The 26,596-nt window shown below is 52.7% G+C and carries 29 protein-coding genes; 9 read left to right on the forward strand and 20 right to left on the reverse strand.

Annotated features, from left to right (window positions below; all coding sequences use genetic code 11):
• Nucleotides 1-133 precede the first annotated feature (133 nt).
• Nucleotides 134-514, forward strand: coding sequence for a DUF1885 family protein (locus CWI35_RS04920; protein ID WP_013145895.1), 381 nt, complete (start codon nt 134-136; stop codon nt 512-514).
• A gap of 25 nt (nt 515-539) precedes the next feature.
• Here the strand turns inward: CWI35_RS04920 and CWI35_RS04925 are convergent, their stop codons facing one another.
• The 5 genes from CWI35_RS04925 to pdhA form a co-directional block, all read right to left on the reverse strand.
• The gene (locus CWI35_RS04925; RefSeq protein WP_011230562.1) at nt 540-782 is read right to left on the reverse strand and encodes a hypothetical protein; all 243 of its coding nucleotides are present in this window, start codon (nt 780-782) and stop codon (nt 540-542) included.
• A 262-nt stretch (nt 783-1,044) separates the two neighbouring features.
• Entirely contained in the window at nt 1,045-2,457 is a 1,413-nt protein-coding gene (gene lpdA / locus CWI35_RS04930) for a dihydrolipoyl dehydrogenase (RefSeq protein WP_060788367.1), read from the reverse strand.
• 4 nt (nt 2,458-2,461) lie between these two features.
• Complete coding sequence (locus tag CWI35_RS04935) at nt 2,462-3,766, reverse strand: dihydrolipoamide acetyltransferase family protein (protein ID WP_013145897.1); 1,305 nt, start codon at nt 3,764-3,766, stop codon at nt 2,462-2,464.
• Nucleotides 3,767-3,838: 72 nt separating this feature from the next.
• Nucleotides 3,839-4,816: a pyruvate dehydrogenase complex E1 component subunit beta gene (gene pdhB, locus CWI35_RS04940; RefSeq protein WP_119877533.1), complete on the reverse strand. Its 978-nt coding sequence runs from the start codon at nt 4,814-4,816 to the stop codon at nt 3,839-3,841.
• 3 nt (nt 4,817-4,819) lie between these two features.
• A complete protein-coding gene (gene pdhA, locus CWI35_RS04945; protein ID WP_014195342.1) occupies nt 4,820-5,929 on the reverse strand; it encodes a pyruvate dehydrogenase (acetyl-transferring) E1 component subunit alpha in 1,110 nt (369 codons plus the stop codon).
• Between the two features lie 527 nt (nt 5,930-6,456).
• Here pdhA and def point away from each other — a divergent pair.
• Entirely contained in the window at nt 6,457-7,011 is a 555-nt protein-coding gene (def, locus tag CWI35_RS04950; RefSeq protein WP_011230557.1) for a peptide deformylase, read from the forward strand.
• A 52-nt stretch (nt 7,012-7,063) separates the two neighbouring features.
• Here the strand turns inward: def and CWI35_RS04955 are convergent, their stop codons facing one another.
• Nucleotides 7,064-7,846 carry a Cof-type HAD-IIB family hydrolase gene (locus CWI35_RS04955; protein ID WP_020278630.1) on the reverse strand — a complete coding sequence of 261 codons (783 nt, stop codon included), beginning with the start codon at nt 7,844-7,846 and terminating at the stop codon, nt 7,064-7,066.
• Nucleotides 7,847-8,022: 176 nt separating this feature from the next.
• Between CWI35_RS04955 and CWI35_RS18690 the strand changes: the two genes are divergently transcribed.
• From CWI35_RS18690 to rnjA, 3 genes are all read left to right on the forward strand, one after another.
• The gene (locus CWI35_RS18690) at nt 8,023-8,157 is read left to right on the forward strand and encodes a hypothetical protein (protein ID WP_014195339.1); all 135 of its coding nucleotides are present in this window, start codon (nt 8,023-8,025) and stop codon (nt 8,155-8,157) included.
• A gap of 146 nt (nt 8,158-8,303) precedes the next feature.
• Nucleotides 8,304-8,519 (forward strand): DNA-dependent RNA polymerase subunit epsilon, encoded by a 216-nt coding sequence (locus CWI35_RS04960; protein WP_011230554.1) that lies wholly within the window; start codon nt 8,304-8,306, stop codon nt 8,517-8,519.
• The gene (gene rnjA / locus CWI35_RS04965) at nt 8,516-10,183 is read left to right on the forward strand and encodes a ribonuclease J1 (protein WP_011230553.1); all 1,668 of its coding nucleotides are present in this window, start codon (nt 8,516-8,518) and stop codon (nt 10,181-10,183) included. The genes CWI35_RS04960 and rnjA overlap by 4 nt, the downstream gene beginning before the upstream one ends.
• A gap of 71 nt (nt 10,184-10,254) precedes the next feature.
• On the opposite strand, the gene CWI35_RS04970 is transcribed toward rnjA, so the two are convergent.
• The 9 genes from CWI35_RS04970 to fadH form a co-directional block, all read right to left on the reverse strand.
• Nucleotides 10,255-10,917 (reverse strand): potassium channel family protein, encoded by a 663-nt coding sequence (locus tag CWI35_RS04970; protein WP_011230552.1) that lies wholly within the window; start codon nt 10,915-10,917, stop codon nt 10,255-10,257.
• A gap of 169 nt (nt 10,918-11,086) precedes the next feature.
• Entirely contained in the window at nt 11,087-11,329 is a 243-nt protein-coding gene (locus CWI35_RS04975) for a YkuS family protein (protein ID WP_011230551.1), read from the reverse strand.
• 55 nt (nt 11,330-11,384) lie between these two features.
• Nucleotides 11,385-12,518: an N-acetyldiaminopimelate deacetylase gene (locus CWI35_RS04980; RefSeq protein WP_011230550.1), complete on the reverse strand. Its 1,134-nt coding sequence runs from the start codon at nt 12,516-12,518 to the stop codon at nt 11,385-11,387.
• Nucleotides 12,519-12,577: 59 nt separating this feature from the next.
• Entirely contained in the window at nt 12,578-13,288 is a 711-nt protein-coding gene (gene dapD, locus CWI35_RS04985; RefSeq protein WP_011230549.1) for a 2,3,4,5-tetrahydropyridine-2,6-dicarboxylate N-acetyltransferase, read from the reverse strand.
• A 196-nt stretch (nt 13,289-13,484) separates the two neighbouring features.
• A complete protein-coding gene (gene cbpB / locus CWI35_RS04990; RefSeq protein ID WP_011230548.1) occupies nt 13,485-13,958 on the reverse strand; it encodes a cyclic-di-AMP-binding protein CbpB in 474 nt (157 codons plus the stop codon).
• A 102-nt stretch (nt 13,959-14,060) separates the two neighbouring features.
• Nucleotides 14,061-14,264, reverse strand: a complete 204-nt coding sequence (abbA, locus tag CWI35_RS04995) for an antirepressor AbbA (protein WP_013145903.1) — start codon at nt 14,262-14,264, stop codon at nt 14,061-14,063.
• Nucleotides 14,265-14,389: 125 nt separating this feature from the next.
• Nucleotides 14,390-14,623: a hypothetical protein gene (locus CWI35_RS05000; RefSeq protein WP_011230546.1), complete on the reverse strand. Its 234-nt coding sequence runs from the start codon at nt 14,621-14,623 to the stop codon at nt 14,390-14,392.
• Between the two features lie 48 nt (nt 14,624-14,671).
• Nucleotides 14,672-15,889, reverse strand: coding sequence for an EAL domain-containing protein (locus CWI35_RS05005; protein ID WP_011230545.1), 1,218 nt, complete (start codon nt 15,887-15,889; stop codon nt 14,672-14,674).
• A 216-nt stretch (nt 15,890-16,105) separates the two neighbouring features.
• Nucleotides 16,106-16,873, reverse strand: a complete 768-nt coding sequence (gene fadH / locus CWI35_RS05010) for a 2,4-dienoyl-CoA reductase (protein WP_013523307.1) — start codon at nt 16,871-16,873, stop codon at nt 16,106-16,108.
• Between the two features lie 143 nt (nt 16,874-17,016).
• On the opposite strand from fadH, the gene CWI35_RS05015 reads away from it, so the two are divergent.
• On the forward strand, nt 17,017-17,886 hold the full coding sequence (locus tag CWI35_RS05015) for a metallophosphoesterase (protein ID WP_020278634.1): 870 nt from the start codon (nt 17,017-17,019) through the stop codon (nt 17,884-17,886).
• A gap of 75 nt (nt 17,887-17,961) precedes the next feature.
• On the forward strand, nt 17,962-18,396 hold the full coding sequence (locus CWI35_RS05020; protein WP_014195334.1) for a YkyB family protein: 435 nt from the start codon (nt 17,962-17,964) through the stop codon (nt 18,394-18,396).
• Nucleotides 18,397-18,701: 305 nt separating this feature from the next.
• Here CWI35_RS05020 and CWI35_RS05025 read toward each other — a convergent pair whose 3' ends face one another.
• From CWI35_RS05025 to corA, 5 genes are all read right to left on the reverse strand, one after another.
• A complete protein-coding gene (locus CWI35_RS05025) occupies nt 18,702-20,111 on the reverse strand; it encodes a glycosyltransferase family 2 protein (protein ID WP_033025011.1) in 1,410 nt (469 codons plus the stop codon).
• A complete protein-coding gene (locus CWI35_RS05030) occupies nt 20,108-21,133 on the reverse strand; it encodes a HEAT repeat domain-containing protein (RefSeq protein WP_430980857.1) in 1,026 nt (341 codons plus the stop codon). The genes CWI35_RS05025 and CWI35_RS05030 overlap by 4 nt, the downstream gene beginning before the upstream one ends.
• On the reverse strand, nt 21,130-22,758 hold the full coding sequence (locus CWI35_RS05035; protein WP_031212924.1) for a diguanylate cyclase: 1,629 nt from the start codon (nt 22,756-22,758) through the stop codon (nt 21,130-21,132). Before CWI35_RS05035 ends, CWI35_RS05030 begins: the two co-directional genes overlap by 4 nt.
• Nucleotides 22,759-22,931: 173 nt before the next feature.
• On the reverse strand, nt 22,932-23,582 hold the full coding sequence (locus tag CWI35_RS05040; RefSeq protein ID WP_011230538.1) for a glycoside hydrolase domain-containing protein: 651 nt from the start codon (nt 23,580-23,582) through the stop codon (nt 22,932-22,934).
• Between the two features lie 76 nt (nt 23,583-23,658).
• Nucleotides 23,659-24,651 carry a magnesium/cobalt transporter CorA gene (gene corA / locus CWI35_RS05045; RefSeq protein WP_011230537.1) on the reverse strand — a complete coding sequence of 331 codons (993 nt, stop codon included), beginning with the start codon at nt 24,649-24,651 and terminating at the stop codon, nt 23,659-23,661.
• A gap of 195 nt (nt 24,652-24,846) precedes the next feature.
• On the opposite strand from corA, the gene CWI35_RS05050 reads away from it, so the two are divergent.
• Entirely contained in the window at nt 24,847-25,074 is a 228-nt protein-coding gene (locus CWI35_RS05050; protein ID WP_011230536.1) for an IDEAL domain-containing protein, read from the forward strand.
• A 153-nt stretch (nt 25,075-25,227) separates the two neighbouring features.
• On the forward strand, nt 25,228-26,385 hold the full coding sequence (locus CWI35_RS05055; RefSeq protein ID WP_011230535.1) for an aminotransferase A: 1,158 nt from the start codon (nt 25,228-25,230) through the stop codon (nt 26,383-26,385).
• Nucleotides 26,386-26,596 lie beyond the last annotated feature (211 nt).

Consider the following 26,596-nt stretch of genomic DNA (forward strand, 5'->3'; position numbering starts at 1 on the left):
TTGTCAATCCTAATTTGTATATCACATTTAATAAAAAAGAACTTTTTTGAAACCGCTCTTTTTCCATTTATTGTCCGCCAACATATGGTACAATAAGGATAAAGACGCAATGGAAATGGTGGGAGGGGAAGGAATGATGAACACCGATCTAAAGCTGCCTGCGGGGAAAACGATGACCATCGAGGACGTCAAACAGCTGCTCGAGCGCTACCAGATGGCGCTCAAAAAGACAGGGGAACAGCTTGGTTGGGCGTACGAACAGGCCGCTTTCCCGTATACGGTCCGCATACACGAATCCGTTCTCTACTTGCAAGGCGACGGCCGTTTGTACAAAGGGATGGCGATTTCCGTGCGAACAGCTGGAGAAGAGACATTCATTGACATCGCACTGCCGCCGGGGGCGACGCATGGGGATAAAGGGAAGGCCAATGAATTCAGCAAATGGCTGGCGAAAACGCTCGGCGGTGAACTGCACTTGTTCAGCGGCCGGACAATGGTGTTTGGCAGCGCGTAAACAGCGGGCATTCGACCGCTGTTTTTTATTGAACGGCCTGCCAAATGACATGCTGACCGGCAAAGTACACCGCCGCCGTCCCAATCGTCGTCAGCGCCGCCTTGCGCGTCGCCAAGCCGAGCTGGCGGGCCAGCAAAAACGCGATGTACATAAAGATGCACAGCATCAGCCCGCGGAAAAACAGGCGGTCTCTTCCTGACAGCCACTCGATCAATGAGAAACTGCTCCAAATCATCATCTGCATCAAAAATGCAACGTAAGCTTTCATTTCAACTCCATCTCCCGCTTGTTCTTTACCATAACGATATGAAGCGAGAGCGGAAAATAGTATGGGAAATTGGACAAGAAATGGACCAGGCCGCTCCATTGGACAAAAGACTGTCGACCGGGCGCAGCAACAGGCGAACATACAGCTGTCGCCGCAGATTCATTTCTTTTCTGCCAATCATCTTGCTTCTGGATGATGTTTCCTGCTTATTGCACCGCAGGAAAAAGGTGCCCCGCTGTGTTTGGGGCACCTTCGTTTTCCGTTACTTCGCAATGATATGAATCGGCGTGCCAAGCGCCACTTCCGCCGCTTCCATGGCGATTTCGCCAAGCGTCGGGTGGGCATGGATCGTCAACGCGATATCTTCCGCCGTCATGCCGGCTTCAATGGCCAGCCCAAGCTCAGCAATCATATCTGAGGCGTTCGGGCCGATGATTTGCGCTCCAATCACAACGCCGTCTTCTTTGCGGACGACAAGCTTCAGGAAACCGTCCGTATCGTTGAGTGACAGAGCGCGGCCGTTGGCGGCAAACGGGAATTTCGCCGTAATGACGTCGATGCCTTCCTCTTTCGCCTGTTGTTCAAAGTAGCCGACCGAGGCGCATTCCGGATCGGAGAAGACCACAGCCGGAATGGCGATGTAATCCACTACCGACGGATGGCCGGCGATGGCTTCCGCCGCCACTTTCCCTTCATACGACGCTTTATGAGCAAGCGCCGGGCCTGGAACGATGTCGCCGATGGCGAAAATGTTCGGCACGCTTGTCCGGCATTGTTGGTCCACTTCAATCAAGCCGCGGTTGTTCATTTTGATGCCGATTTGTTCAAGACCAAGTTCATCTGTATTCGGTCGGCGGCCGACCGTCACCAACACATAGTCGGCGTCGATCGTTTTCGTTTCGCCGTTCGCCTCATACGTGACCGTCACGCCGTCTGCACGCTCTTCGGCTCCTTTTGCGAGCGCATTCGTCACAACTTCGACCCCTTTGTTCTTCAGACGGCGCTTAATGATGGACACCATTTGCTTTTCAAAGCCGGATAAAATCTCACCGGCCCCTTCAAGAATCGTCACTTTCGCACCAAAATTGGCGTAAGCCGTACCGAGTTCGATGCCGATGTAGCCGCCGCCGATGACAACGAGCGATTTCGGGATTTCCCCGAGGTTGAGCGCACCGGTCGAGTCGAGAATGCGGCCGGAAAACTTGAAGTTCGGCAGCTCGATCGGACGCGAACCGGTGGCCAGAATCGCGTTTTTAAACGTATACGTCTGCGCGCTATCGCCGTTGACCACGCGCACCGTATTGGCGTCGACGAAGTACGCTTCCCCCTTGACGATGTCGACTTTGTTGCCTTTGAGAAGTCCTTCGACGCCGCCCGTCAATTTTTTGACGATGCTCGCTTTCCATTCTTGCACTTTCGAGAAATCAACCGTGACGTTTTCCGCCTTGATGCCCATCTCTTCGGAATGCTTCGCCTGCTCGTAGCGATGGCTTGCCGAGATCAGCGCCTTGGACGGGATGCAACCGACGTTTAAGCAGACGCCGCCCAAATTTCCTTTTTCCACAATCGTCACTTTTTGGCCGAGCTGTGCGGCGCGGATGGCGGCGACATAGCCGCCAGGGCCGGCGCCAACGACGAGCGTTTCTGTTTCAATTGCAAAATCGCCAACTACCATCGTTTTACGCCTCCATTAATAATAATTCTGGATCGCTTAACAGCTGCTTGATATGGTTGAGCGCTTTTTGCGCCGTCGCTCCGTCGATCATCCGATGGTCAAAGCTCAACGAGAGCGCCAAGACCGGAGCAGCGACAATTTCACCGTCGCGGACGATCGGTTTTTCGGCAATGCGGCCGATGCCAAGAATCGCCACTTCCGGATGGTTGATGACCGGCGTAAACCATTGCCCGCCGGCTGAGCCGATGTTCGTGATCGTGCACGATGCGCCTTTCATTTCGTTTGGCATCAGTTTGCCTTCGCGCGCTTTTTCAGCGAGTTCGTTGATTTCCTTCGCCAGCGCGAAAATCGGCTTCCGGTCGGCATGTTTAATGACCGGCACGAGCAACCCTCGATCCGTATCAGCGGCGATGCCGATGTTGTAGTAATGCTTATGAATAATTTCCTCCGTCGCATCGTCGATCGACGTATTCAGCACCGGATATTCACGCAGCGCGGAAACAAGCGCTTTGACGACATACGGCAAGAACGTCAGCTTGATGCCTTTTTCCGCGGCAATGGCCTTGAATTTTTTTCGGTGAGCAACAAGCTTCGTCACATCGGCTTCGTCCATCAGCGTCACGTGCGGGGCCGTATGTTTCGAATGCACCATGGCCTTGGCGATCGCCCGACGGATGCCGCTCATTTTCTCGCGCGTTTCCGGGAATTCGCCTTCCGGCACAACCGGTTTCGCCGCTGGCGCTTGCGGCGCTGCCTTCTCTTCCGCCGCTTGCGGCGTCGGCTCAGCCGCGGCTTTCGCGCCGCCGGCGAGGAAGGCATCAATATCTTCTTTCAAAATGCGGCCGTTTTTCCCCGTGCCTTGGACGAGGCGGATATCGACGCCTTTTTCACGCGCATATTTGCGCACAGACGGCATCGCGATGACGCGGCGGTTCGGGTCGGCTTCCGCTTCGGCCGCCGGTGCGCTCGGAGCAGCGGTCTCAACCATTTCCTTTTTCGACACCGTTTCCGCTTTTTCCTCTTTTTTCACTTCTTCGTGTTCTTGTCCTTTAAACGTCATGTTTTCATAGCCCGGCGCATCGAGCGTAATGAGCGTTTGCCCGACCGTCGCCACCGTTCCTTCCGGGACGAGAATCTCAAGCACTTTCCCCTTGACAGGAGATGGGATCTCGACGACCGCTTTGTCGTTTTGCACTTCGCACAACACGTCGTCTTCGTTCACTTCATCGCCCGGCTTGACGAACCATTTGACGATCTCGCCTTCGTGAATGCCTTCGCCAATGTCCGGCAGCTTAAATTCAAATGCCACTGTAGGTCGACCTCCTATCGTTTGCCGAAAATGAGCGGGGGAAGGCGCTTCGCTCCCCCGGACTTGTCCACATTAGAAGTTGATCACTTTTTTCGCCGTCTCGATCACGTCTTTAAAGTTCGGCAGCCACACCGATTCTGCTTGAGCGAACGGATAGACGGTATCCGGCGCGGCGACGCGCAATACAGGCGCCTCAAGGCTTAAAATCGCGCGCTCGTTAATTTCAGCAACGACGTTGGCGGCGATGCCGGCTTGCCGTTGCGCTTCTTGAACGACGATGGCGCGGCCCGTTTTTTCGACCGAACCAATGATCGTCTCAATATCGAGCGGCTGCACGGTGCGCAAGTCGACGACTTCGGCAGAAATGCCTTCTTTCTCTAATTCTGCCGCCGCCTTTAACGATTCATGCACCATGGCCCCGTACGCGATAATCGTAATGTCTTTCCCTTCACGCTTAATGTCTGCTTTGCCGATCGGAATTGTGTACTCTCCTTCGGGCACCTCTTGTCGGAACGAACGGTACAGTTTCAAATGCTCAAGGAAAATAACCGGGTCGTTGTCGCGGATCGCCGAGATGAGCAATCCTTTCGCATCATACGGCGTCGACGGGATGACGACTTTCAAGCCCGGCTGTTGGACGACGAGTCCTTCTAAGCTGTCTGAGTGCAATTCTGGCGTATGGACGCCGCCGCCAAACGGCGAACGAATCGTAATCGGAACATGGTAGCGGCCGCCAGTGCGGTAGCGGATGCGCGCCATTTGTCCGCAAATCGCATCCATCGCCTCATAGACGAACCCGAAAAACTGAATTTCCGGCACTGGGCGAAACCCTTGCAAGGCCAAGCCGATCGCCAAACCGCCGATCCCCGATTCGGCCAGCGGCGTATCAAACACACGTTCTTCGCCAAACTCAGCTTGCAACCCTTCGGTCACCCGGAATACGCCGCCGTTGACCCCAACGTCTTCGCCAAACACCAGCACGTTCGGATCGTTTCTCATCTCGATGCGCAGCGCATCGGTGATCGCTTGAACCATTGTCATTTGCGCCATGGCTTACTTCGACTCCTTCTCTTTATAAATTTCATACTGCTCTTTTAAGTTCGCCGGCAGCTCTTCGAACATGATGCTGATTAAGTCGGTCACTTTTTGTTTCGGCGTTTCGTCCGCTTTTTTGATCGCTTCCTTGATGTCCTCTTTCGCCTGCTCGATGACGCGGTTTTCTTCCTCTTCGCTCCATAAACCTTTCGCTTCTAAAAACTTGCGGAAGCGGACAAGCGGGTCTTTTTTCGCCCATTCGTTTTCGAGTTCTTTCGAACGATAGCGCGTCGGATCGTCGCCGGACATCGTGTGCGGACCGTAGCGGAAGCAAAGCGTTTCGATGAGCGTCGGCCCTTCGCCGTTAATGGCGCGTTCGCGGGCTGCTTTCACCGCGGCGTAGACCGCAAGCGGATCCATGCCGTCGACTTGAATGCCCGGAATGCCGGCAGCGACCGCTTTTTGCGCCAATGTTTTGGCGATCGTTTGCTTCTCCACTGGCGTCGAGATGGCAAAGCGGTTGTTTTGCACAACAAAGATGGCCGGTGCCTTAAACGCCCCCGCGAAGTTGATCCCTTCATAAAAGTCGCCTTGCGATGTGCCCCCATCGCCGGTATATGTAATGGCCACCGCCTTTTTGCCCCGCATTTTCAAGCCGAGCGCCACGCCGGCCGCTTGAATGTATTGGGCGCCGATGATGATTTGCGGCGGCAAGACGTTGACGCCTTCAGGAATTTGGTTGCCATGAAAGTGGCCGCGCGAGAACAAAAACGCTTGATAAAGCGGAAGCCCGTGCCAAATGATTTGCGGAACGTCGCGATATCCCGGCAAAATGAAATCTTCTTTCTCAAGCGCAAAATGGCTGGCGATTTGGCTCGCTTCTTGCCCGGCGGTCGGCGCGTAAAACCCGAGTCGGCCTTGGCGGTTCAACGAAATGGAGCGCTGGTCGAGTATGCGCGTATACACCATGCGGCGCATCAGCTCTTTCAGCTGCTCATCGCTTAACTCCGGCATCGCCTCTTCGTTGACGATTTCGCCTTCTTCATTCAAAATTTGAAACGTCGGGAACTGCTCGGCTACTTTCTCGAGCTGCTCCGCAAATCGAAACTGGGAGGTTTTCACACCCATGTTATTCACCTCTGCCTTTCATTAGAAATTTTAGAAATGAGAATACATTCGCCCATATACTATTAATGTACCCAAAATGAAAGAGAAATAAAAAACGGCCGCCATCCGGCGCCAACACAAGCAACAAAGGCGCCGAAATCTGTTTCACTATTTTTCAAGACTGAATTAGTACAATATGCATTTGCAAGTTTTAGTTTACACGTTCTTGGATCAACCGTCAACGACTTTGATTTCTCATGTTTTTTTGCTTTATTTTTTGGGTGAAATTGGAATTGGCAATATTCCGCCCACAAACTGTTATATTACATTCCTCACCATCTGTATGAGTTCTGTATTATATTTTCACAAAATATAAAACACACAGTGGCTTGACAAGATAATGAAAACGTTTTCTCGAATTTGTCTTATTGTTTTCCTTATACTCGAATAATATATTCGTGCGGTTGCGTTTTTATTTACGATCGATGCTCATTTTGTTAGACTAAACGATAGACAGCGATGCCAAACGTAGGGAGTGAACGAAGCGAATGATCACGATGAAGGACATCATCAAAGAGGGGCACCCGACATTGCGGAAAATCGCCGAACCCGTTCCGTTGCCGCCTTCAGAGGAAGATAAGCGCATTTTGCAAAGCTTGCTTGACTACGTGAAAATGAGCCAAGACCCGGAGCTGGCAGCTAAATACGGCCTGCGGCCCGGCATTGGCCTTGCCGCCCCGCAAATCAACGTCTCAAAGCGGATGATCGCCGTCCATGTCACCGATGAAAACGGGACGCTGTACAGCTACGCCTTGTTCAATCCGAAAATCGTCAGCCATTCCGTCCAGCAATGTTACTTGACGACCGGGGAAGGCTGCCTGTCGGTCGACCGCGACGTGCCAGGGTATGTGCCGCGCTATGCCCGCATCACGGTCACTGGGACGACGATCGACGGCGAAGAAGTCACACTGCGCTTGAAAGGGCTGCCGGCCATCGTCTTCCAACATGAAATCGATCATTTAAACGGCATTATGTTCTATGACCGCATCAACCCCGATGACCCGTTTCAAGTGCCGGACGGGGCGATTCCAATCGGGCGCTAAAAAGCCCGCTGTCAATGGCGAGCGGCCTCGCCGAAAAGGCCAAGGCCGCTTTTTATCGGATGAGCTGCAGCTGTTTCAATCCGTACCAAATGCCTTCCTTATCGACCGGTTTCGTAACGAAGTCGGCGACCCTTTTCACTTCCTCATGGGCGTTGCCCATCGCCACCCCGGTTCCGACGAACGAGAGCATTTCAATGTCATTCAATCCGTCGCCGAACGCGTACACATCCTTCTTATCGATCCCGAGCTTTTCGATCATCATGCGGATGCCTTCCGCCTTCGAGCCCCCTGCCGGCAGCACATCCGTCGAGACGTCATGCCAACGGACGAAGCGAAATTCGGGATAGTTGCGCACATACGGTTCTTCTTCCTCGGCGCGGCAAAACAGAAGCGCTTGATAAATGTCTTTGTTCTCATAATAAAGAGGGTCGACAGGCGGGTGGGCGAATTTTAGACTCGCCATGCTGACGTGGATGTGCGGATGGTCGCCGATGCTCGCTCTCATTTTCTCCGCATCCATAAAGACGAGCGGATGGCCGTTTTTGTGGGCTTCCTCTGTCAGCGCCCTGACTTTCTCGCGCCGGAGCGGCTGCTTGTATAACACGTTCCCTTCAAAAACGACGTACTGACCGTTGAAGCTGACGAACGAATCGATGCCAAGCTGTTTGCGCACATGCTCAAACATAAACGGAGCGCGTCCGGTGGCGATGGCGACATAAACGCCCGACTGCTTCAGGCGGCGAACCGCTTCGATCGTTGACAGCGGCAGCTGCTTTTGCTCATCAAGAAGCGTGCCGTCGATGTCGAAAAAGACGATTTTTCTGCCCACGTTCACTTCCCCTTGTTAAAAAATTGTTCATTGTCTACCGTACTGAAAAACGCCCGGAATGTCAACCAAGAGGCACGATCTGTTCCATTTTTACCCATGAAAAACAAACCTCCGCCTACATATCATATATAATAGAACATTTACTTTCGCCGCAAAATGAGTACAATAAAAGGTAAGGAGTGATGAAACATGTTGAAAAAGCTGAAAAAAAAGCTGCTTCAACAGTGGAAAGACCTGCTCCGGAAAAAATTGATCGCCTGACCGTTACAACAACAGCCCTTCCATTCGAAGGGCTTCTTTCCCACTTTGGCGAATAAAGCGGGCAACATTCGTCAAAGATGATGCATATCGTCGGCACATCTCACGCCTGTTTTTTGCTTTTGGCAACAAAATACATGAAAAGAAAGTTACATTCTTATATAATAGATAGAGCAACCATTGTACGATAAGGAGAGATTTCACGATGATTTTCAAAGTGTTTTACCAAGAAAACGCAGACGAGGCGCCCGTGAGAGAAAAAACGAAAACACTCTACATCGAAGCAGAATCAGAGCGGGATGTACGCCGAAAACTCGAAGGCCGTCCGATCAATATTGAGTATATTCAGCCGTTAGAGGGAGCGCATCTAGAATACGAAAAGAAAAGCCCGAACTTTCAAGTATTGGAGATTTCATCATGAAGCTGTTGACAGATCAGCAAGTTGGCGTTTTTGCCCTCGGCGGACTGGGTGAAATTGGAAAAAATACATACGGCGTACAATTCCAAGACGAAATCATTGTCATTGACGCAGGCATTAAGTTTCCGGAAGATGAGCTGCTCGGGATCGACTATGTCATTCCAGACTACTCCTATTTAGTGAAGCACGCGGACAAAGTGAAAGGACTGTTCATCACCCACGGGCACGAAGACCATATCGGCGGCATTCCGTATTTGCTCCGGCAGGTGAACATCCCGATTTACGGCGGCAAATTAGCGCTTGGGCTGATTCGCAATAAGCTTGAGGAACATGGATTGTTGCGCCAAGCGAAACTCATTGAGATTCGCGAAGACGATGTCATCCGCTTTCAAAAAACGGCCGTCACCTTTTTCCGGACGACACACAGCATTCCGGACAGCTACGGTATTGTTGTGAAAACGCCAGTCGGGCAAATCGTTCACACTGGGGATTTTAAATTCGACTTTACGCCGGTCGGCGAGCCGGCCAATTTGACAAAAATGGCCGAAATTGGGAAAGAAGGAGTTCTTTGCCTGCTGTCGGACAGCACGAACAGCGAGATCCCGCATTTTACGATGTCGGAGCGGCGCGTCGGTGAAAGCATTCACGACATTTTCCGCAAGGTGGAAGGACGCATCATTTTCGCCACATTTGCATCAAACATCCACCGTCTCCAACAGGTGACGGAAGCAGCCGTCGCCAACAACCGAAAAATCGCTGTCTTCGGTCGAAGCATGGAAGCGGCGATTGAGATCGGACAAGACCTCGGCTATATCAAATGTCCGAAAGGCACGTTCGTCGACGCGAACGAAATCAACCGCCTGCCGGCCAACCGGGTGACGATTTTATGCACCGGCAGCCAAGGGGAGCCGATGGCCGCCTTGTCGCGCATCGCCAACGGCACGCACCGGCAAATTCAAATCATCCCGGGCGACACGGTCGTCTTTTCCTCATCGCCGATTCCGGGCAACACGGTGAGCGTCAACCGGACAATCAACATGCTGTACCGCGCCGGCGCAGAAGTCATCCATGGCCCGCTCAACGACATCCATACGTCCGGCCACGGTGGGCAGGAAGAACAAAAATTGATGATCCGGCTGATGAAGCCGAAATATTTCATGCCGATCCACGGCGAATACCGCATGCAAAAAATGCACGCCAAGCTCGCCATCGACTGCGGCGTGCCGGAGGAAAACTGCTTTATTATGGACAACGGCGAAGTGCTTGGCATCAGCGACAAAGAAGCGCGCATCGTCGGCAAGATCCCGTCCGGCTCCGTCTACATCGACGGCAGCGGTGTCGGCGACATCGGCAACATCGTCTTGCGCGACCGCCGCATTTTGTCTGAGGAAGGGCTCGTGATTGTCGTCGTCAGCATCAACATGAAAGAGTTCAAAATCGCCGCCGGCCCGGACATTATTTCTCGCGGCTTCGTCTATATGCGTGAGTCAGGTGACTTAATCAGCGAAGCGCAAGTGTTGATCTCCAAGCATCTCGAAAAAGTGCTGGAACGGAAAACGAACCAATGGTCGGAGATCAAAAACGAAATTACGGAAACGCTCGCTCCGTTCTTGTACGAGCGGACGAAACGGCGGCCAATGATTTTGCCGATCATCATGGAAATCTAAAGAAAAAAGGGCGTCCTTGTAAAAGGATGCCCTTTTTCCGTCATCATCATGCACAGGCCGCCTGCCAGCCGTCAACCGACCACTTTTTCCTCAAACCGGTCAATGTCGCTGTCAGCGCCGATGACGACCAACACGTCGCCTTTGCGGATGATTTCCGAGGCGAGCGGGGAGACGATGACGCTTGTTCCACGCTTGATGGCGACGATGTTGATGCCATAGCGGGCGCGGATGTCAAGCTCCAAAAGCGAATGGCCGTCAAGCCGCTCGCTTGCCACGATTTCGACAATGCTGTATTTGTCCGACAGCTCCAGATAATCTAGGACGTTGTTGGAAATCAAGTTGTGGGCGATCCGCTCGCCCATGTCCCGTTCTGGATGCACGATTTGGTCAGCGCCGATTTTTTTCAGCACTTTCTCATGGTAATCGTTCGTTGCCTTGACCGTAATATGGTTGACGCCGAGCTCTTTTAAAATCAGGGTCGTCAAAATGCTCGCCTGGATGTTGTCGCCGATCGCGACAATGACATGGTCGAAGTTGCGGATGCCTAAACTTTTCAGCACGTTTTCATCGGTCGTGTCGCCGACGACGGCGTGCGAAGCGATCGACGCAAATTCGTTTACCCGGTCTTCATCAATATCGATGGCCAATACTTCCATCCCTTGTTCGCTCAGCGTCCGGCAGATGCTGCCGCCAAAGCGCCCGAGGCCGATGACGGCAAACTGTTTCTTTTTCATTGACACTCCTCCATCGTTGATCAAGCATTGTTTCTTCCCCTTATTTTAGCAAAAAAGAAAAAGGAACGAAAACGTTCTTCGTTCCTTTTCCACCATTCCTTTACGCTATGCGATTTTGCCATTTCGCCCAAAAGCGGGCTGCCAGCGCACACAGTCCGAACGTTCGTCATCAGCGAAGTTTTTCTTCGACTTTTTGGCAAATCTCTTCTGCGGTGAGCCCGCTCGCTTCAATGACCGGACCGGACGTCACGATGTTGTGAATGCCGGCGATATTGGCGTCCAGGCCGGTAATGACGCAGCAGTCGCAGCCTCTTGCGTCTTGCTCCCCTCGGAGCGGCACAACGTCATATCCTCGCTCTTTCAACGCTTCCTGTACGTCCGTCAACGATGGCTCAACACCAATTTTCGCCATCACAATCCACCTCCTCACACTCATTAATGTGTGTTGCTAGAGGCGGAACTATACTTCATTCTGCGTTTCCTTTCCATGAAAAATAGTCGATTAAAAACGCGATGGCGCGGTCGATCGCTTCCTCGTTCGGAGCCAGTTTTGCATGGTGCAGCCCATATGGTGAGGCGACGCCAAGCCAAAACATAAAACCCGGGATGTCCGCCAGCATATAGCCGAAATCTTCGCCAGTCATCGCTTCTTTGCAACGGATCACATTCACGCCGCCGTGCGCCTTGGCAAACTTCATAAATTCCGCTGTCAGATCCGGATCATTATACACTTCATGGTACATGGCACCGTAATCGATGGATGCTTCACATTCGTACGCGACTTCAATGCCATGCACGATCGCTTCAATCCGCCGCTTCACCTTCTGCATCGCTGCAGTCGACAGCGTCCGAATCGTTCCTTCGAGCCGGGCGTGCTCCGCAATGACGTTCTGCACCGTCCCGCCGGCAATTTTTCCGATCGTAATGACCGCGCTGTCGAGCGGATCGACGTTGCGGGCGACGATCGACTGCAGCTGCGTCACCAATGCGCAGGCGGCGACGACCATGTCATTCGCTAAATGCGGAAACGCCGCGTGGCCACCTTTCCCCTTCAGATCGATAAACAGCTCCGACGTATTGGCAAACAGCAACCCTTCTTTCGTTGCAATCGTGCCGACGGGATATTCCGGCGCAATATGCAAGGCGACGATGATATCCGGCTTCCATTCCCGCATGATGTCGCTTTCTAACATCGGCTTTGCTCCGCCCGGTCCTTCCTCGGCCGGCTGGAATACAAACAGCAAATCGTCTTTCAGTGGATGATGAGCAAAATGGGTGAGCACACCAAGAGCGATGCTCATATGCACATCGTGGCCGCACGCGTGCATGCGCCCTTCATGTTTCGACCGATACGGCAAGCCGGTCTCCTCGCGAATCGGCAGCCCGTCCATATCGGCGCGGTAGCCGATCGTTTTGCGCGGCGATGTTCCGTTGACTTTGACGAAAATCCCCGTTTTCCACGTCCGGACTTGAAGCCGCTCTTGCGGCAGGGACTGGATATAGCGAAGCAAATATTGCTGCGTCTTAAACTCCTGAAACCCAAGCTCCGGAATTTGATGCAAGTCGCGGCGAATGGCGACAAATGGGCTGATCGCAGACATCGTCTCTCCTCCATGGGCAAAAAAGCTGTCCTCGTGTGAAGGGACAGCTTTTATGATGATTATAATTGGCGAAGCTCCTGCTTAATCTCCGTTTTCGCCCGCGTTTGCTCGTCGATCTGCTTAATGACGCGCGCCGGCACGCCGGCCACGACCGTATACGGCGGCACGTCTTCGACAACAACGGCGCCGGCAGCCACAACCGCTCCTTTGCCGACCGTGACGCCTTCCAAAATAACGGCATTCGCCCCGACGAGCACATCGTCTTCAATGACGACCGGCTTGGCTGATGGCGGCTCGATCACGCCTGCCAACACCGCGCCGGCGCCGATATGGCAGTTTTTCCCGACCGTCGCCCGGCCGCCGAGCACCGCATTCATGTCGATCATCGTTCCTTCGCCGACGACGGCGCCGATATTGATGACCGCTCCCATCATAATGACGGCGTTGTCGCCGATTTCGACATGGTCGCGGATGATGGCGCCCGGCTCAATGCGCGCCTTGATGCCTTTCAAATCCAGGAGCGGAATGGCCGAGTTGCGGCGGTCGTTCTCGACGACATAGTCCTCGATTTTGTCTTGATTCGCTTCGATTGCCGCTTGAATGTCTTGCCATTCGCCAAACACGACGCCGACGTTGCCCGTGATAAATGTTTTGGCGCTTGAGCCGAAATCGATGCCTTCGAGATCCCCTTTTATGTATACTTTGACTGGTGTCGATTTTTTGCTGTTTTGAATAAAGGAAATGATTTCATTGGCGTCCATCATCTTCATGGGCGATATCCTCCTTTACACCTGTATTCTTTTTTACTTTAGCAAAACAGAGATCATTGTGACAAGCACAAATTCATCGAGCAAAATGCTGTAAATATCTTCTCGAAGGCTTGCACTTGCGGAAGTTGCCACGCAGCTTCCGAACTGATCAGCCAAAGCCAGCTGCTCTTGTTATTGCACACGATTATCTTTCTGCTCATTGTTCAGCCTCTTTTCGGCCTAGCTTCCGGCCGCCATTAGGCCTGTGCAGCTGTTTATTCAGTTGCTTCAGTACTTCCCGTCGAGTGAAAATGCCTGCAAAATATCCGTCGTCATTTTCCACACACACGAACGGATGGTTGACAATAAGCCCCACTGCCTTCATCAGGCTGTCGTCAAGCCGCAGGCGCGGAATGTTTCGGTTCATCACTTCTTCGACCTTCATCGTCTCGAGACGTTCAAATTCGATGCGCTCCAATCCTAAAATTGCATCCATCATCATCGTCATGCTGATGAGCCCGTGAAGCTTATAAGATGTGTCCAATACCGGAATCGCCGAATAGCCGGTTTTCGTCAGGACGAGCAGCGCATGATCCAAATAATTTCCCGGCTGCACATGCGCCACTTTATCCGCCGGAATCAGAAATGGCTTGACAGTCATTTGCATGAATTCATTGTGTTCCCATGTCATGCCGATGTTCCGCCTTTCTTCTGCATCTTCTCCTCTCCACATTGTTATCATACCATAAAAAAGACTATCGCTTCCTGCGATAGCGATAGTGCACAACAATTTTTATCCTTCCTCTTCCTCTGTCAACAGTCGGTCGTATAAACGCAACAGCTGCCGGTACCGGTGTTCATCGACCTCCTTGTCTCCGTTTTCGATATCCGCCAGCTCGGAGCGGATGAGCTCGAGTGCATATTGCTGGCTGAACAAAACGTCAAGCAATAACGCCGCTTCCTCGCCCGACAGCCTTGTCGGCAGCCGCTTCGTCATCTCCATTCCCCCTTTGCCTCTTCCGCTTCCATATATATTCGCCGGCAAAGGAAAAAAGTCGTGGAAAAAAGCGTCATTTGCGGACAGGCAAAAAGGCCACCCATATGAATGGAATGGCCTTTTTTTCAATAATAGCGCAACGCCAAATAACCAATGGCAAAAATGGCGAGCAAGACAGCGAGTACGTAAGCGAGGAACACCGGGTTGCGCAAGTAGGCATGCTCCTCGACCGTTTTCGGAATCGGCCCGTCAAGCTCCCCTTGCCAACGCTGTTGGCGTCCGAGGCGAACCGTATAGACGAACCCAATGACCGCGATCAATACAGAGAGGGCGGATAACACAAAAGTTAACTGTGCCATAAGTTTCACCTCATGTTTACTTTGCCGCAATGAGGCGATTTTATGCAGTCAATAATGGGCGTCATGCTCAAACAAATAGCTGTACGACAAGTCAATAAACAAGTAATGGCGCTCATCGATCGGATACGAATACGTCCGGATCGTTTCCCCTGTTTCAATATCCGTGTATAAATCGGACAAAATCCCTCTTCGGCGCGAGCGCATGCGAATAATGTTTTCCAAAAAATACGGGCGCCAGCTCCAGTTTTTCATATAATATTGCGGCTGAAGCTCCCACCGGCCGCCGCGCTTGAACATATTGCCCGACTGCTGGAAGCCGTCCTCATCACAAACATAAATGCGGAAGCAAACATCGTCGAGCTCGCCGGCCAACAGGGAAATGAGCTCGTTAAAATCGGCGGCTTTTTTGTATTTGCCAAGCAGCGCGCTGATCCGCTGCTGAAACTGCTCAGCAATTTGATACAGCGTTTCAAGCTTTTTCTTTTCCTGCTGGATGAAGCGATGGCACTCTTGGCGGAGCAAGTCTTTCAACAAATCGCGCGGCACAACCTCTGGCGCCGGCTTGGCCAAATAATACCCTTGATAATAGCGGCCGCCATGCCGCCAAGCATACTGAAGCTGAAATGACGTTTCGATGTCCTCATACAGGAGCGTCGCTCCGATTTTGCGCGCCAACAGCGAAATCGAGTGAACGATTTCCTGGTATGCTTGATGAACGGACGTTTTCCGCAATTCACGCAAATCGATTTTTAAAATGTCAGGCGACAAGACGCCGATTCGCTCAAGATGAATGCTATGTTCGGCGATGTTGTCGACCGCCACTTTAACGCCGTATGTACGAAGATACGTCAATAAATGGCTGAGCTGATCGACGTCTCCCTTGAAATGCTGCTCGTTGATTTCCAAAACGATGCGGCTTGGGGCCAACCCTTTCGCTTCATAGGAGAGAAGCAGCTGCAAAAACGACTCGCCGCGGTCAAGCATCAGCAAGTTGGCGTCGCGGTTTAAAAAAATGAGCAGCGTTTGATCATCAAGCGACAGAAAATAGTCGAGCGCTTTTTTCGTGATCACATCATCCACTTCGATGCGAAATTCTTCTGGAATGGTTTCATCGTGAAAAAACGGCCCAAGGCTGACCGGCCCTGTTTCCGTTTGAAACCGACCGAGCACTTCATAGCCGACGACCCCATGCTCATCGGCGCTGAAAATCGGTTGATAGTGCGGAATCACTTGCGGCAAGTTGGCCATCACGTCTAATGCATCCATCGTGTTCACCTCATCCCCATCGACCATCTTTGCCTTTATTATAGCATAATTGCCCAATCGTTCCTGACTCGTAAAAAAAGCGGCTCCCCTGACAGCAGGGAATCCGCTTGTGACAAAGGCCGTTGCGTGCAATGAGCCGGTTGCCCGCGATAAATGAAGAAATACCGCCTGCAATCCCTTTTGGGTGAGGACCATCTTGCTTTATGGCAAATTTGATTAAAACGGCCGCCGGTTCAGCCATTGGCCGCCGTCGACTGTGATGCAAGCGCCGTTAATGTAAGCGGCTTCATCCGAAAGCAAAAACGAAGCGACCGCCGCGATTTCTTCCGGCGTCCCGAGCCGCCCGAGCGGCACGCTTTCCAACGTCATCCGCTCCGCTTCCTCTGATTCCCAAAGCCGCTCCGCCCCGCCGGTCCGCTCAATCGGTCCGGGAGCGATCGCATTGACGCGGAAGCCGTACTTTTTCCCCCATTCCACAGCAAGCGTGCGCGTCATTGCCAGCACTCCAGCCTTGGCGCTCGCTGAATGAATGACCCCGGCGCCGGCATGCCAGGCATATGTCGCAACGATGTTGATAATGTTCCCTTTCAAGCCGCGCTGAATCCAGTAGTTGCCGACTTCCCGGCTGCAGTAAAACGTGCCGTTTAACACAATGTTAATGACGCTGTTCCAGCCGTTGATCGACAACTTTTCCGCCGGGCAAATGAAATTGCCAGCCGCGTTGTTGATGAGGGCATCGATGCGGCCGAATTCCGCATCAGTCCGCTCCACCATGTGCGCCACTTGTTCCGGGTTGCGCACATCCATCGGGATCGTAAGCACTTTCCCTCCATCCGGCGCGGCGATTTCCCGCTTGGCCTCTTCGAGCGCCTCGGCCCGCCTTCCCGTAATGACGACGTTGGCCCCCTCAGAAACAAACCGCTTCGCCATATATTTCCCCATTCCGCTCGACCCGCCGGTCACAATGATCACTTTTCCGTTCATCCATTTCTCCTCCTATGACTGATTACTCATTCATTTTTATCATATCATAAAATAGTGGAATATTCGAACATCTTAGTCCTCCTATTGTCCTTTTCCCTCTCTTTTCGTTATAATAAAGCTGCTTGTGAAAGGACGGCGAAACGATGCACCATATCGAAACAACCAAACTAAGCCGGCGCGCCTTTTTGAAAAAGCTGGCGCGCACAAGTTTCAGCGCAGCGCTGGCGATGGCAGCCGCCTCTGGATACGCCCGCTGGATTGAGCCAGCCGAGCTGACCGTGACGCACCATGCGCTGTCGCATCCGCTGATCCCAAAGTCGTTTGCCGGCGTCAAGTTGCTGCAGTTCAGTGATCTCCATCTCGGCCATTATTACGGCTTGAAACGCTTTTACCGCATTATCGGCCGCATCAACGAACTCGGGCCCGATCTCGTCGTATTCACAGGTGATCTGCTCCATGAGGCGAACCGGTATCCGCACGTCAACGCGGTCGCTGAGGCGTTGGCTGGCGTCCGTGCTCCTCTTGGAAAATTTTGCATTTACGGAAACCATGATCACGGCGGCTACGGGACAGATATTTACCGTCGATTGATGGAACGAGCCGGGTTCCGCGTTCTCGTCAATGAGCATGCACTCGTCCGGCGCGGCCATGACGCGATCGCTATCGCCGGCAGCGACGATATGATGCTCGGACGCCCGGACTGGTCGAAAATGACGAACGGCATTCCGCGGGCGACATATACGATCGCCCTCGTTCATGAGCCGGACGGTGCCATTGAGGCTCGCCGCTTCCCTATTCACGTTCAACTCTCCGGCCATAGCCACGGCGGGCAAATTCAGTTGCCGTTTATCGGACCGCTCATCACGCCGCCGTTGTCTGAGCGGTATTATGAAGGGTTTTACCACGTCGGCGGACTCTTGTTGTACGTCAACCGCGGCCTTGGCACAACAAGGGTGCCGCTTCGCTTCTTCGCTCCGCCGGAGTTGACCGTTTTTTCGCTTACCCCCGGATAGAAGTAGGACAAACCGGGCAACAACGCTGCTTCCTATGTTATAATAGAAAGAAAAAAGAAAAAAGGAGACATGCCGATGAAACCGGTGCAATTGACGGTCGACAATATTGCCAAAGCGATTTTTACCGTCAACCGCCATGCCAAAACAGCATTGAACCCTTCGTTTCTTTATCTTCTGAAGAAAAAAGCGATCGAGAAGCTGCTTGAGGAGGGCAAGGCGAAAAAAGTGGGCCTCCATTTTTCCCGCAATCCGAGATACAGCCAACAGCAATCCGACGTGCTTGTCGCCGTCGGCGACTACTACTTCCACATCCCACCGACAAAACAAGATTTCGCCGCCCTTCCGCACCTTGGCTCTCTCAACGATTCATACCGCAACCCTCCAGCTCGGATGCCGCTGTCAGAGGCAAAAGCCATTCTCATCGCCTACACCGGACTGAAGGAAAAGCCGGAACAAAAGCCGAAACGGCTGACAAGACCCGTATTTAAACGGCTCGGCGACCGCTATTAAGCGGACGCCGGTTTTTTTCAACAGTGGGCACATCTTAGCGCCGGGTCGGCAACAGGGGCATCGATGTCTCTTTTGCTTCAACCTGCTTTTTCGCCCACCCTGTCTTGCAATGAAAGTCCCCTCTCGTTTTCGCTGCACTAAGAGGCCGGTGAAAAGCAACCATTTTCCCTAAATTGATGATTCTCGAATGAAGAGGAGAACAATATCCGTAAGGCTTCTCCATTTGAGGAGAAACATGATTGGGCCGCCTTTCCTGTTCAATCACCGGCCTTCTAAAACAAATAAGCCAGCCGCTGTTCTGTCGGCTACGCTGAGACCCCTTTCCTCTTTATGCTTCCCCATTGTTTTTTTCGACGAATGGCATCGATCACCCCTTCGCACCGCCACCAAGCGGTAAGCGGACGGTACCAAAACGTCTCGGTCAACGCGAAGAAAAACAGCTTCACCAAATCAGAGATGCTCGGGAACTTCCGCTCAGTCCACTCTTCAAGCAAGACGGCTACTGCTGATAACAGCGAACCGTACAAAACCGAAACCGTCAGCAACAAAAGAGCGAATTCGACGTACAAGTTTCCGAGAAATAAGGAGAAAACAACGACAATATAGCCCATCAATTCAACGATCGGACCAAGAAGCTCAATGAACCAAAAATACGGCAGCGAAAGAAGGCCGATTGAGCCATATTTTGGATTGAACAGCATCGATCGATGCATCCATAAGCTTTCCAAAAGCCCGCGATGCCAGCGCCGCCGCTGCCTCCGCAAATCGCCATACGTTTCCGGTGCTTCCGTCCAGCAAACCGGGTCGGGGATGTAGATGATTTTTTTCGCCTCGTTTTTTTCCCGCGCCAGTCGATGCAGACGCACGACGAGCTCCATATCTTCGCCAACTGTATCAGCATATCCCCCTGCTTCAATCACCCAAGGCTTGGAAAAGACGCCGAACGCCCCAGACACAATCAGCAGCAAGTTGTGGCGGCTTAAGCCGAGACGGCCGAGCAAAAACGCACGCAAATATTCAATCGTTTGCATAATGACGAGCGGCCGCCGCGACAACCCAACCTGGACGATCTCCCCGCGTTCAATCCGGCAGCCATTGGCGATGCGGACGCTTCCTCCAGAAGCGATGATCTCCCCGTCGGACTCAAGCATTGGTTTCATCACTTTCAAAAACGCGCGCCGCTCCAAAACCGAATCGCCGTCAATCGAGCAAATGTATGGATAGCGAGAAGCGTTGATTCCCGCGTTCAACGCATCCGCTTTCCCACCGTTTTCTTTATCCAGCACAAACAAATGAGGATAATCAAGGGACTGATAAACCGCCTTAATTTCCTTTGCGTCCAGCTGGCGGCGAATGACGCGATAGACCAGCTGCAAATGAAAATGCTCAATCAGCCGTTCAAGCGTTTTGTCAGTCGATCCATCGTTAATGACAATGACCTCGTACTCAGGATATTCAATAGCCAGCAGCGACCGCACCGAGCCGACGATGCCCGCTTCCTCATTATAAGCGGGAACAAGAATGGACACCGGTTTGGCATAGCTCGCATCGAGCAGCTCTTCATACGGCTCCCAGTCATCAAGACGATGAATGCGGCGCAAATGGATGAACGAGACAACAAGCAAAAAGGCATAAAAAAGAAGAACGATGACCATGTAAATCAGTACAATATGTCCTGCGACCCAAAGAAACGAACGCCACGCTTCCACTATCATTCTCCTCCTCCAAGCCACTGCCTCGCCATATCACGAGCATAACGATCCGATGCTGTGCGCGCCGCGGCGCGCAACGCCGTTCGGCCTCCCGGCAGACGCGCGATGGCCGCGGCGGCTTCGGAACGAACAACAAATGAACGGTCGCTAAGCCGCTCATACAGCAACGGAAGAAGCCGCTCTTCGCGGCATTTTCCCGCCAGGCGGGCAGCCATCAGCCGCTCTTGCCAATGGGAGGAGCACAAATGCTGCTTGAGCCTCTCCGCTTCAAGCGGCATGCCGATTTCCGCCATCGCCTTGAGCGCGCGAACGCGAAGTTCCGACTCATCGGATGCCAACAGCTCCAGCAAAAACGACCGCTCCTCGCGCCGGCGGATGCCGATCATATCCACGAACGCGCACTTCCCCGCCCGCGTCAGTTCATCAAATCGCTGTTCCACCTGTCGAAGAAGCCGCTCGCTCATATGGCCAAAAATGACCCGATAGGAAAACTCCGTTAACTTATATTTCGGTTCGAGCACATATGCAATCACTGGGCTGTAATCAAATTGGGCGAAAATGGCCAATAGTTTCGCCGCCTCACCTTTCGTCACCCGGTTGGAGCGATACAGCCGCTCCATCTCCGGCAGCATCGCCTTCACCTGCAAATCCTCGATCAAAAACAGCGCGTTCATCCGCTCGCTCCAATGACGGCTTGACAGCCTTCGATGCAGCCATCCTTGGAAATGCATCTCCGCCAATGTTCGAATTCGCTCCTGCACTTGCTCTCCGTTCAAGAGTGAAGCAAAATGGTCAAGAAGCTCCATCATCGCTTCACGCTCAAGAGGGGAAGCCGGCAAAAGCATCTGTTCCTCCTCGCCGAGCAGATACCGAAGCAACCAAAGCCGATGCCGTTCCTTATAAGCTCGCAGCCGGGCTTGGCGCCGGTTTTCCCGCCATTTGCGCACCACGAGATAGAGGAACAAAACGATCAACACCGCAAACAAAGCGATTGCTGCCGTGAAGACGACCAACAGCGCCATCACTCATCCAGCTCCTTCAGCAGCCGGCGCAGCCGCGCCTCAAGTTCAAACCATTTGAACGGCTTTGTCACATATTCGTCCGCTCCTCGGTTCAGCGCATGGGCAATATCCCGCTCATCTTGGCGCGACGTTAGCAGCATCACCTTGTATGGCTTTCGCTCTTGACGGAGGCGGTTCAGCACCTCAAGGCCGTCCATTTTTGGCATCACCCGATCCAAAATGACGACAGATTGCCGCCCGCTTTGATAAAACGGAGATTCGAGAAACGAAAGGCCGTCGCCAAACTCGTAAATGTCTGCTTTCCTCCCCTGCTCATTGACGAGCTTGCGGACAAGATCAGCAATCATCATCCGCACGAGTTCATCGTCGTCTACGATGGCAATCGCCCATCGCCGCCGATCCGTTGATGCTTGGCTTGGGGCCTCATCCGAAGAACCGCTTTTCTCACGCGCCGCCTCTTCGATCCGATTGCCGCCGCCTCGTTTCGCCGCATACAGCGCCTTGTCGGCCAGACGCAGCCAATAGTCAAGCGGCCGATCCGGTTCATCGCACTCAACCAGGCCGGCGGAAAACGTACATGATAGAAGTGCGCCATCCGCCTCGATTTTTTCGGCGGCGAACTGGCGTTGCAGCCGCTCAAGCACTGCACGAGCCTCGCTTTTGGACGTTTTGGCCAGCCAAACGACAAACTCTTCGCCCCCAAAGCGAACGACGGTATCCACTCCACGTGTATGTTGGCGCAAAAAGGCAGCCAGCTTTTGCAATACCGCATCGCCTGCAAGGTGGCCGAAACGGTCATTGACTTGTTTGAAATGGTCCAAATCAAGCAACGCCAAACAGCTTGGCGCTCCGTAACGCTCGAGGTCGCTCCGAAGGCGGGCGTATACCCGCGGCAAATACTTCCGGTTGTACACACCTGTCAATTCGTCAATGAGCACAAGGTCATCGATTTTTCGTTTTTTTTCAATGAGCCGGCGAACGCGAACGAACAGCTCATCTGCCGCTGGGGTGGTGATGACATCATCCGCGCCAAGCTCATAACCTTTCAACCGCCCCTCTTTGCCCTCGTCTCTCCTCACAATGACAACAGGAAGATAGGGGCGCTGTCCGGCGCGCTCAAGCAAAACCGTCAAGTCCGGATTCTCCCACTCTCCCTCCTTCACGCTGACGATGATGCAATCCGGGCTGAGACGAAACATCGACGCGGCCGCCTGCTCAAGGGAGGGAATCGTCGTGAAACGCCATGGCACGGTTTGCAGGGCGCCGCGGACGTAAGCAAAAAACAGGGGATCATTTCCACAGAGGAGAATCGCTGCTTTCGGCCCTTGGCGGTGCGAAGAGGGAATGGTGGCAGAAGCCGCTTCCCCGGCTTCATAGAAGCAGCGAAGGAGAGGAACCATCTCCATCAGCGCCTCCTCCGCTGTCCATTGCCGTTCCGTTTGGCCGTTCAACCGGTGAATGAGCCGCTCTGCTTCAGCAGCGATGTCGCTAAGGCCAATCACCGCCGCCGTCCGGCCGACAGCATTGAAAAATCGGGCCAATTCCACACCGTCAAGCGGCGGTCCCGTCCTCCATCGTTCGTATTGTTCATGGATGCGATCCAACAGTGAGGCGACAGATCGATCCATATTCCCTCTCCTTTCGATCATCGTTCCGTTTTCCCCAACCGACTGACATCCTCCTTTTTTCCTATTACTAATATAATCGATCCAAGCAAAAAAATTAAAAGAAAAGACGCGCAACAGCCAACAATTTCCCAGCCGCATAAAAAAGCCGCTGCCTTTTTTTGCAACGGCTTTGTTCAATACAAAAAGTCCAATAGGCGTCGGTCAGCTAAATTCGTGTCAACCGGGCAGACTTCTGCATCACGCCCGTACTGCCACACCCAGACATTCGCGCTGCAAGGCGGGGCAGCCGGCTGATAGCGCGGCGCTTTCTGCTCTTTCGTCGTTCCCGGCCTTGGTGCGGCGCTCCAAATGACCGCCTGCACCGCCACTTGGTTGTTCCGGCTGACCGCCTCGCAATAGGCAGCGGCGAAATCCCCTTTCGTCGGGTCCGCGTACAGCCCCGGCCGGTATCCGGTCGGATAGAGCGTTTCCACCCAAGCAGCGATCCAAGCGGCATCCACAGCGAAAAAGTCTTCGATGTTGGCAAACAGCAGTTTATTTTTCGGAATGCCGAGCCGCCGCGCATGGAACACCGCGTTGCGCGCCGCCACCTGACCGTTCGCATAGCCGACCGCTTCGCGGAAGGCGTTATAAATCGGCAGCACCTTCACGCCATAGCTGCGGATGCGGGCGATCTCGTCGCGTGTCAACCCTTCGGACACGTTCGGCACTTCCGACAAATAACGGCCCCAAAATTTCGGATAGCCAAGCTCCGTCCGCACGCATTGAAACAGCTGATCCGTTACGGCTTGCGCCGAGTCGACTCCCCAAATTCCTCTTGCCATCGGTTCCCCTCCTTCGCGCTTACGCTGCCGTCATTATGTAATTATATATATGAGGGGAACAGCCCGTTTTATACGGCTACTGGCGGCGCTCCCGCTCCTCCTTCGCCCAGTCGCCTTTCAACAACTGAAACCAGCCGTTGCGCTTAAACCAGACGAACATCGTCATGCCGATCACCGCCATGGCAGCCAATACAACAAAGTATCCGTACTTCCAGTGCAATTCAGGCATATAATCAAAGTTCATCCCATAAATGCCGGCAATAAAGGAGAGCGGCATGAAAATGGTCGTAATGGCTGTAAATGTCATCATAATATTGTTCATTCGATTCGAGTTGAGCGATAAATAGCTGTCGCGGATATCCGCGGTAATTTCTCGGTTTGTCTCAATCATTTCCGACAGCTTCAGCAAATGATCATAAATGTCATGAAAGTACAGTTGCCGTTCTTTCATGCGCTGCAGCCGGTCGGAATGGATGATGCGGTACAACAAGTCGCGCATCGGCACGATCGTTCGGCGCAGCTTCGATAAATCGCCGCGGATGTCAAACACTTTTTCAATAATGTCGTGAATCGGTTCATTGTTCGTATTCTCCTCTAAATCGTTCAGCACGTCTTCAATATGGTAAAGCGGTGGAAAATAATCATCCACAAGCTTGTCGATCAGCCGGTACATGACGTGAAACGGCCCCTGCTGAACATCTTCTTCATGCTTCAATCGCTCCCACACCTCATCGACCGCGTGAATGGCCGACTTATGAAACGAAACGATGAAATTTTGCCCGACAAACAAATCGACTTCCTCAGCCTCCAGCGTCATTCCGGCAATGGCATGAAGCACAACAAACAAGTAGCGGTCATAAAAATCGAGCTTCGGCCGCTGCACATATTCGAGACAGTCTTCAATCGCCAGTGGGTGAAAACGGAAAAAGGAGGCGAGCAGCGCCGATTCCTCATCCGTCGGCTCATGAAAGTCAACCCAATACCATGAGACGTCCGGGCTGTTGACAAGCGTTAAGTCAACATCATACAAAATCTCAAATTCTTTTGTCACGACACACGTGCGAATCATCGCCATCACCTTTGCCTTGTTCTCCTCTTATCATAACCGAAAAACTGTTAAGTCCCAACAAAAAACGGGTATAAAAATCATGTAGAGAAAAAATTGACAAAAAATATTTATCTAAATTTTCTTTACATTAGCATCAAAAACGACGATAATATAAGAAAGGGAACTGTTTCGTTCCCATATGGGAGGGACTGAATCATGTACGAAAAACAATACCCGAATGAAGGCGCCGTTTTGTTCAACCAGCCGGAAGAAAAAAGCAGCTACGGGCCGATGGCCGAACAAGTGCTGAAAGAAGCGATCTTCCAGTTTCAAAGAAAAAAACTGATGGAACAAATTGATGAAGCGCTCGCGGCCGGCAACAAGCCGTTGTTTTTCAAGCTTTCCGCCCAATATAACGACCTGTTGAAAAAATACGGCGCGTAAAAGGAGCGAACGAAGTTGGAAAGTGAATCGTCGATGACCAAGTGAGCCCCATTTCCGTTTGTGGGAACAATCTGGACGGAAAGGGGCTCATTTTTGTTTTTTCGTTTTCCTCGCCAATGGTACAATAGAAACAAAAAAGAAAGGTGGACAACCGTGAAACACCTCATTCAACCACGTGTTCAAGCCATTCAGTTATCAGGCATCCGCCAATTTTTCAACCTTGTCGCCGACCGGCCGGGACTTGTTTCCTTGACGATCGGCCAGCCTGATTTCCCAACGCCCGATCATGTCAAAGCAGCCGCTCAGGAGGCGATCGCCGCCGATTTCACGACGTATACAGCGAACGCCGGCCTGCTGGAACTGCGCCAGGCGGCTTGCCAATTCGTCGCTGACAAGTACGGCCTTCGCTACACGCCGGATGAAGTCATCGCCACCGTCGGCGCCAGCCAGGCGCTTGATATTACGTTTCGCACCATTTTAGAAGAAGGGACAGAAGTGCTTCTTCCCGCACCAGTCTATCCCGGCTATGAACCGCTCATTCGCCTGTGCGGGGCGAAACCGGTGTACATCGACACAAGGCCAAACGGTTTCCGTCTGTCGGCTGAGCTCATTGCGCCTTATTTGACGGAAAAGACGCGCTGCCTCGTTCTTCCATACCCATCAAATCCAACCGGGACGGCGCTGTCAGCCGAAGAGCTTGAGAACATCGCTTCCCTTTTGAAAGGACGGCCGATTTGGATCGTTTCCGATGAAATTTACAGCGAGCTCGTTTACCACGGACGCCATCACTCGATCGCCGAGTGGCTGCCGGAGCAGACGATCGTCATCAACGGTTTAAGCAAATCGCACTCCATGACCGGTTGGCGCATCGGGTTTGTCTTCGCTCCAGCGTTCGCCGTTGAACAAATGGTGAAAGTGCACCAATACAGCGTCTCGTGCACGTCATCGATCAGCCAAAAAGCGGCGGTGGAGGCGCTGACCGCCGGCAAACACGACGCCGAGGCGATGCGCGCCGCTTACGCCGAACGGCTTGAGTATGCCTATCATCGTCTCACCGCCATGGGGCTGCCGGTTGAGAAGCCGGATGGAGCCTTTTACTTGTTTCCGTCAATCGCCGCCTTTGGCATGTCTTCGTTTGATTTTGCCCTCGATGTCGTCGAAAACGCCGGGGTCGCCCTCGTTCCCGGCAGCGCCTTTTCCGAATACGGTGAAGGCCATGTCCGCCTGTCGTACGCTTATTCGCTCGATGTGCTCAAAGAAGGGCTCGACCGGCTCGAGCGGTATATCCAAACGAAGCGCCGCAGACCGTAACGGTTTTCAAAAATCGTATCGGTTTAGGCCGCCATGCCCCCATAAGAAAAAGGCTGCTTTTCTTTCGACTTTTGTTCACCATTGGCTTTAGGGGAATATACAAGAAAAGGGTGTCCCAAAAGGATCGGGACACCCTCTTTCGTCTCTATATATACGCACTGACCGATTCTTCCGCACTATATTTTGTGTCTACGAATTTTCCTTGTTTTCA

This window comes from [Bacillus] caldolyticus (assembly GCF_003595605.1).
In the GTDB taxonomy this organism is placed as follows: Bacteria; Bacillota; Bacilli; order Bacillales; family Anoxybacillaceae; genus Geobacillus; species Geobacillus thermoleovorans.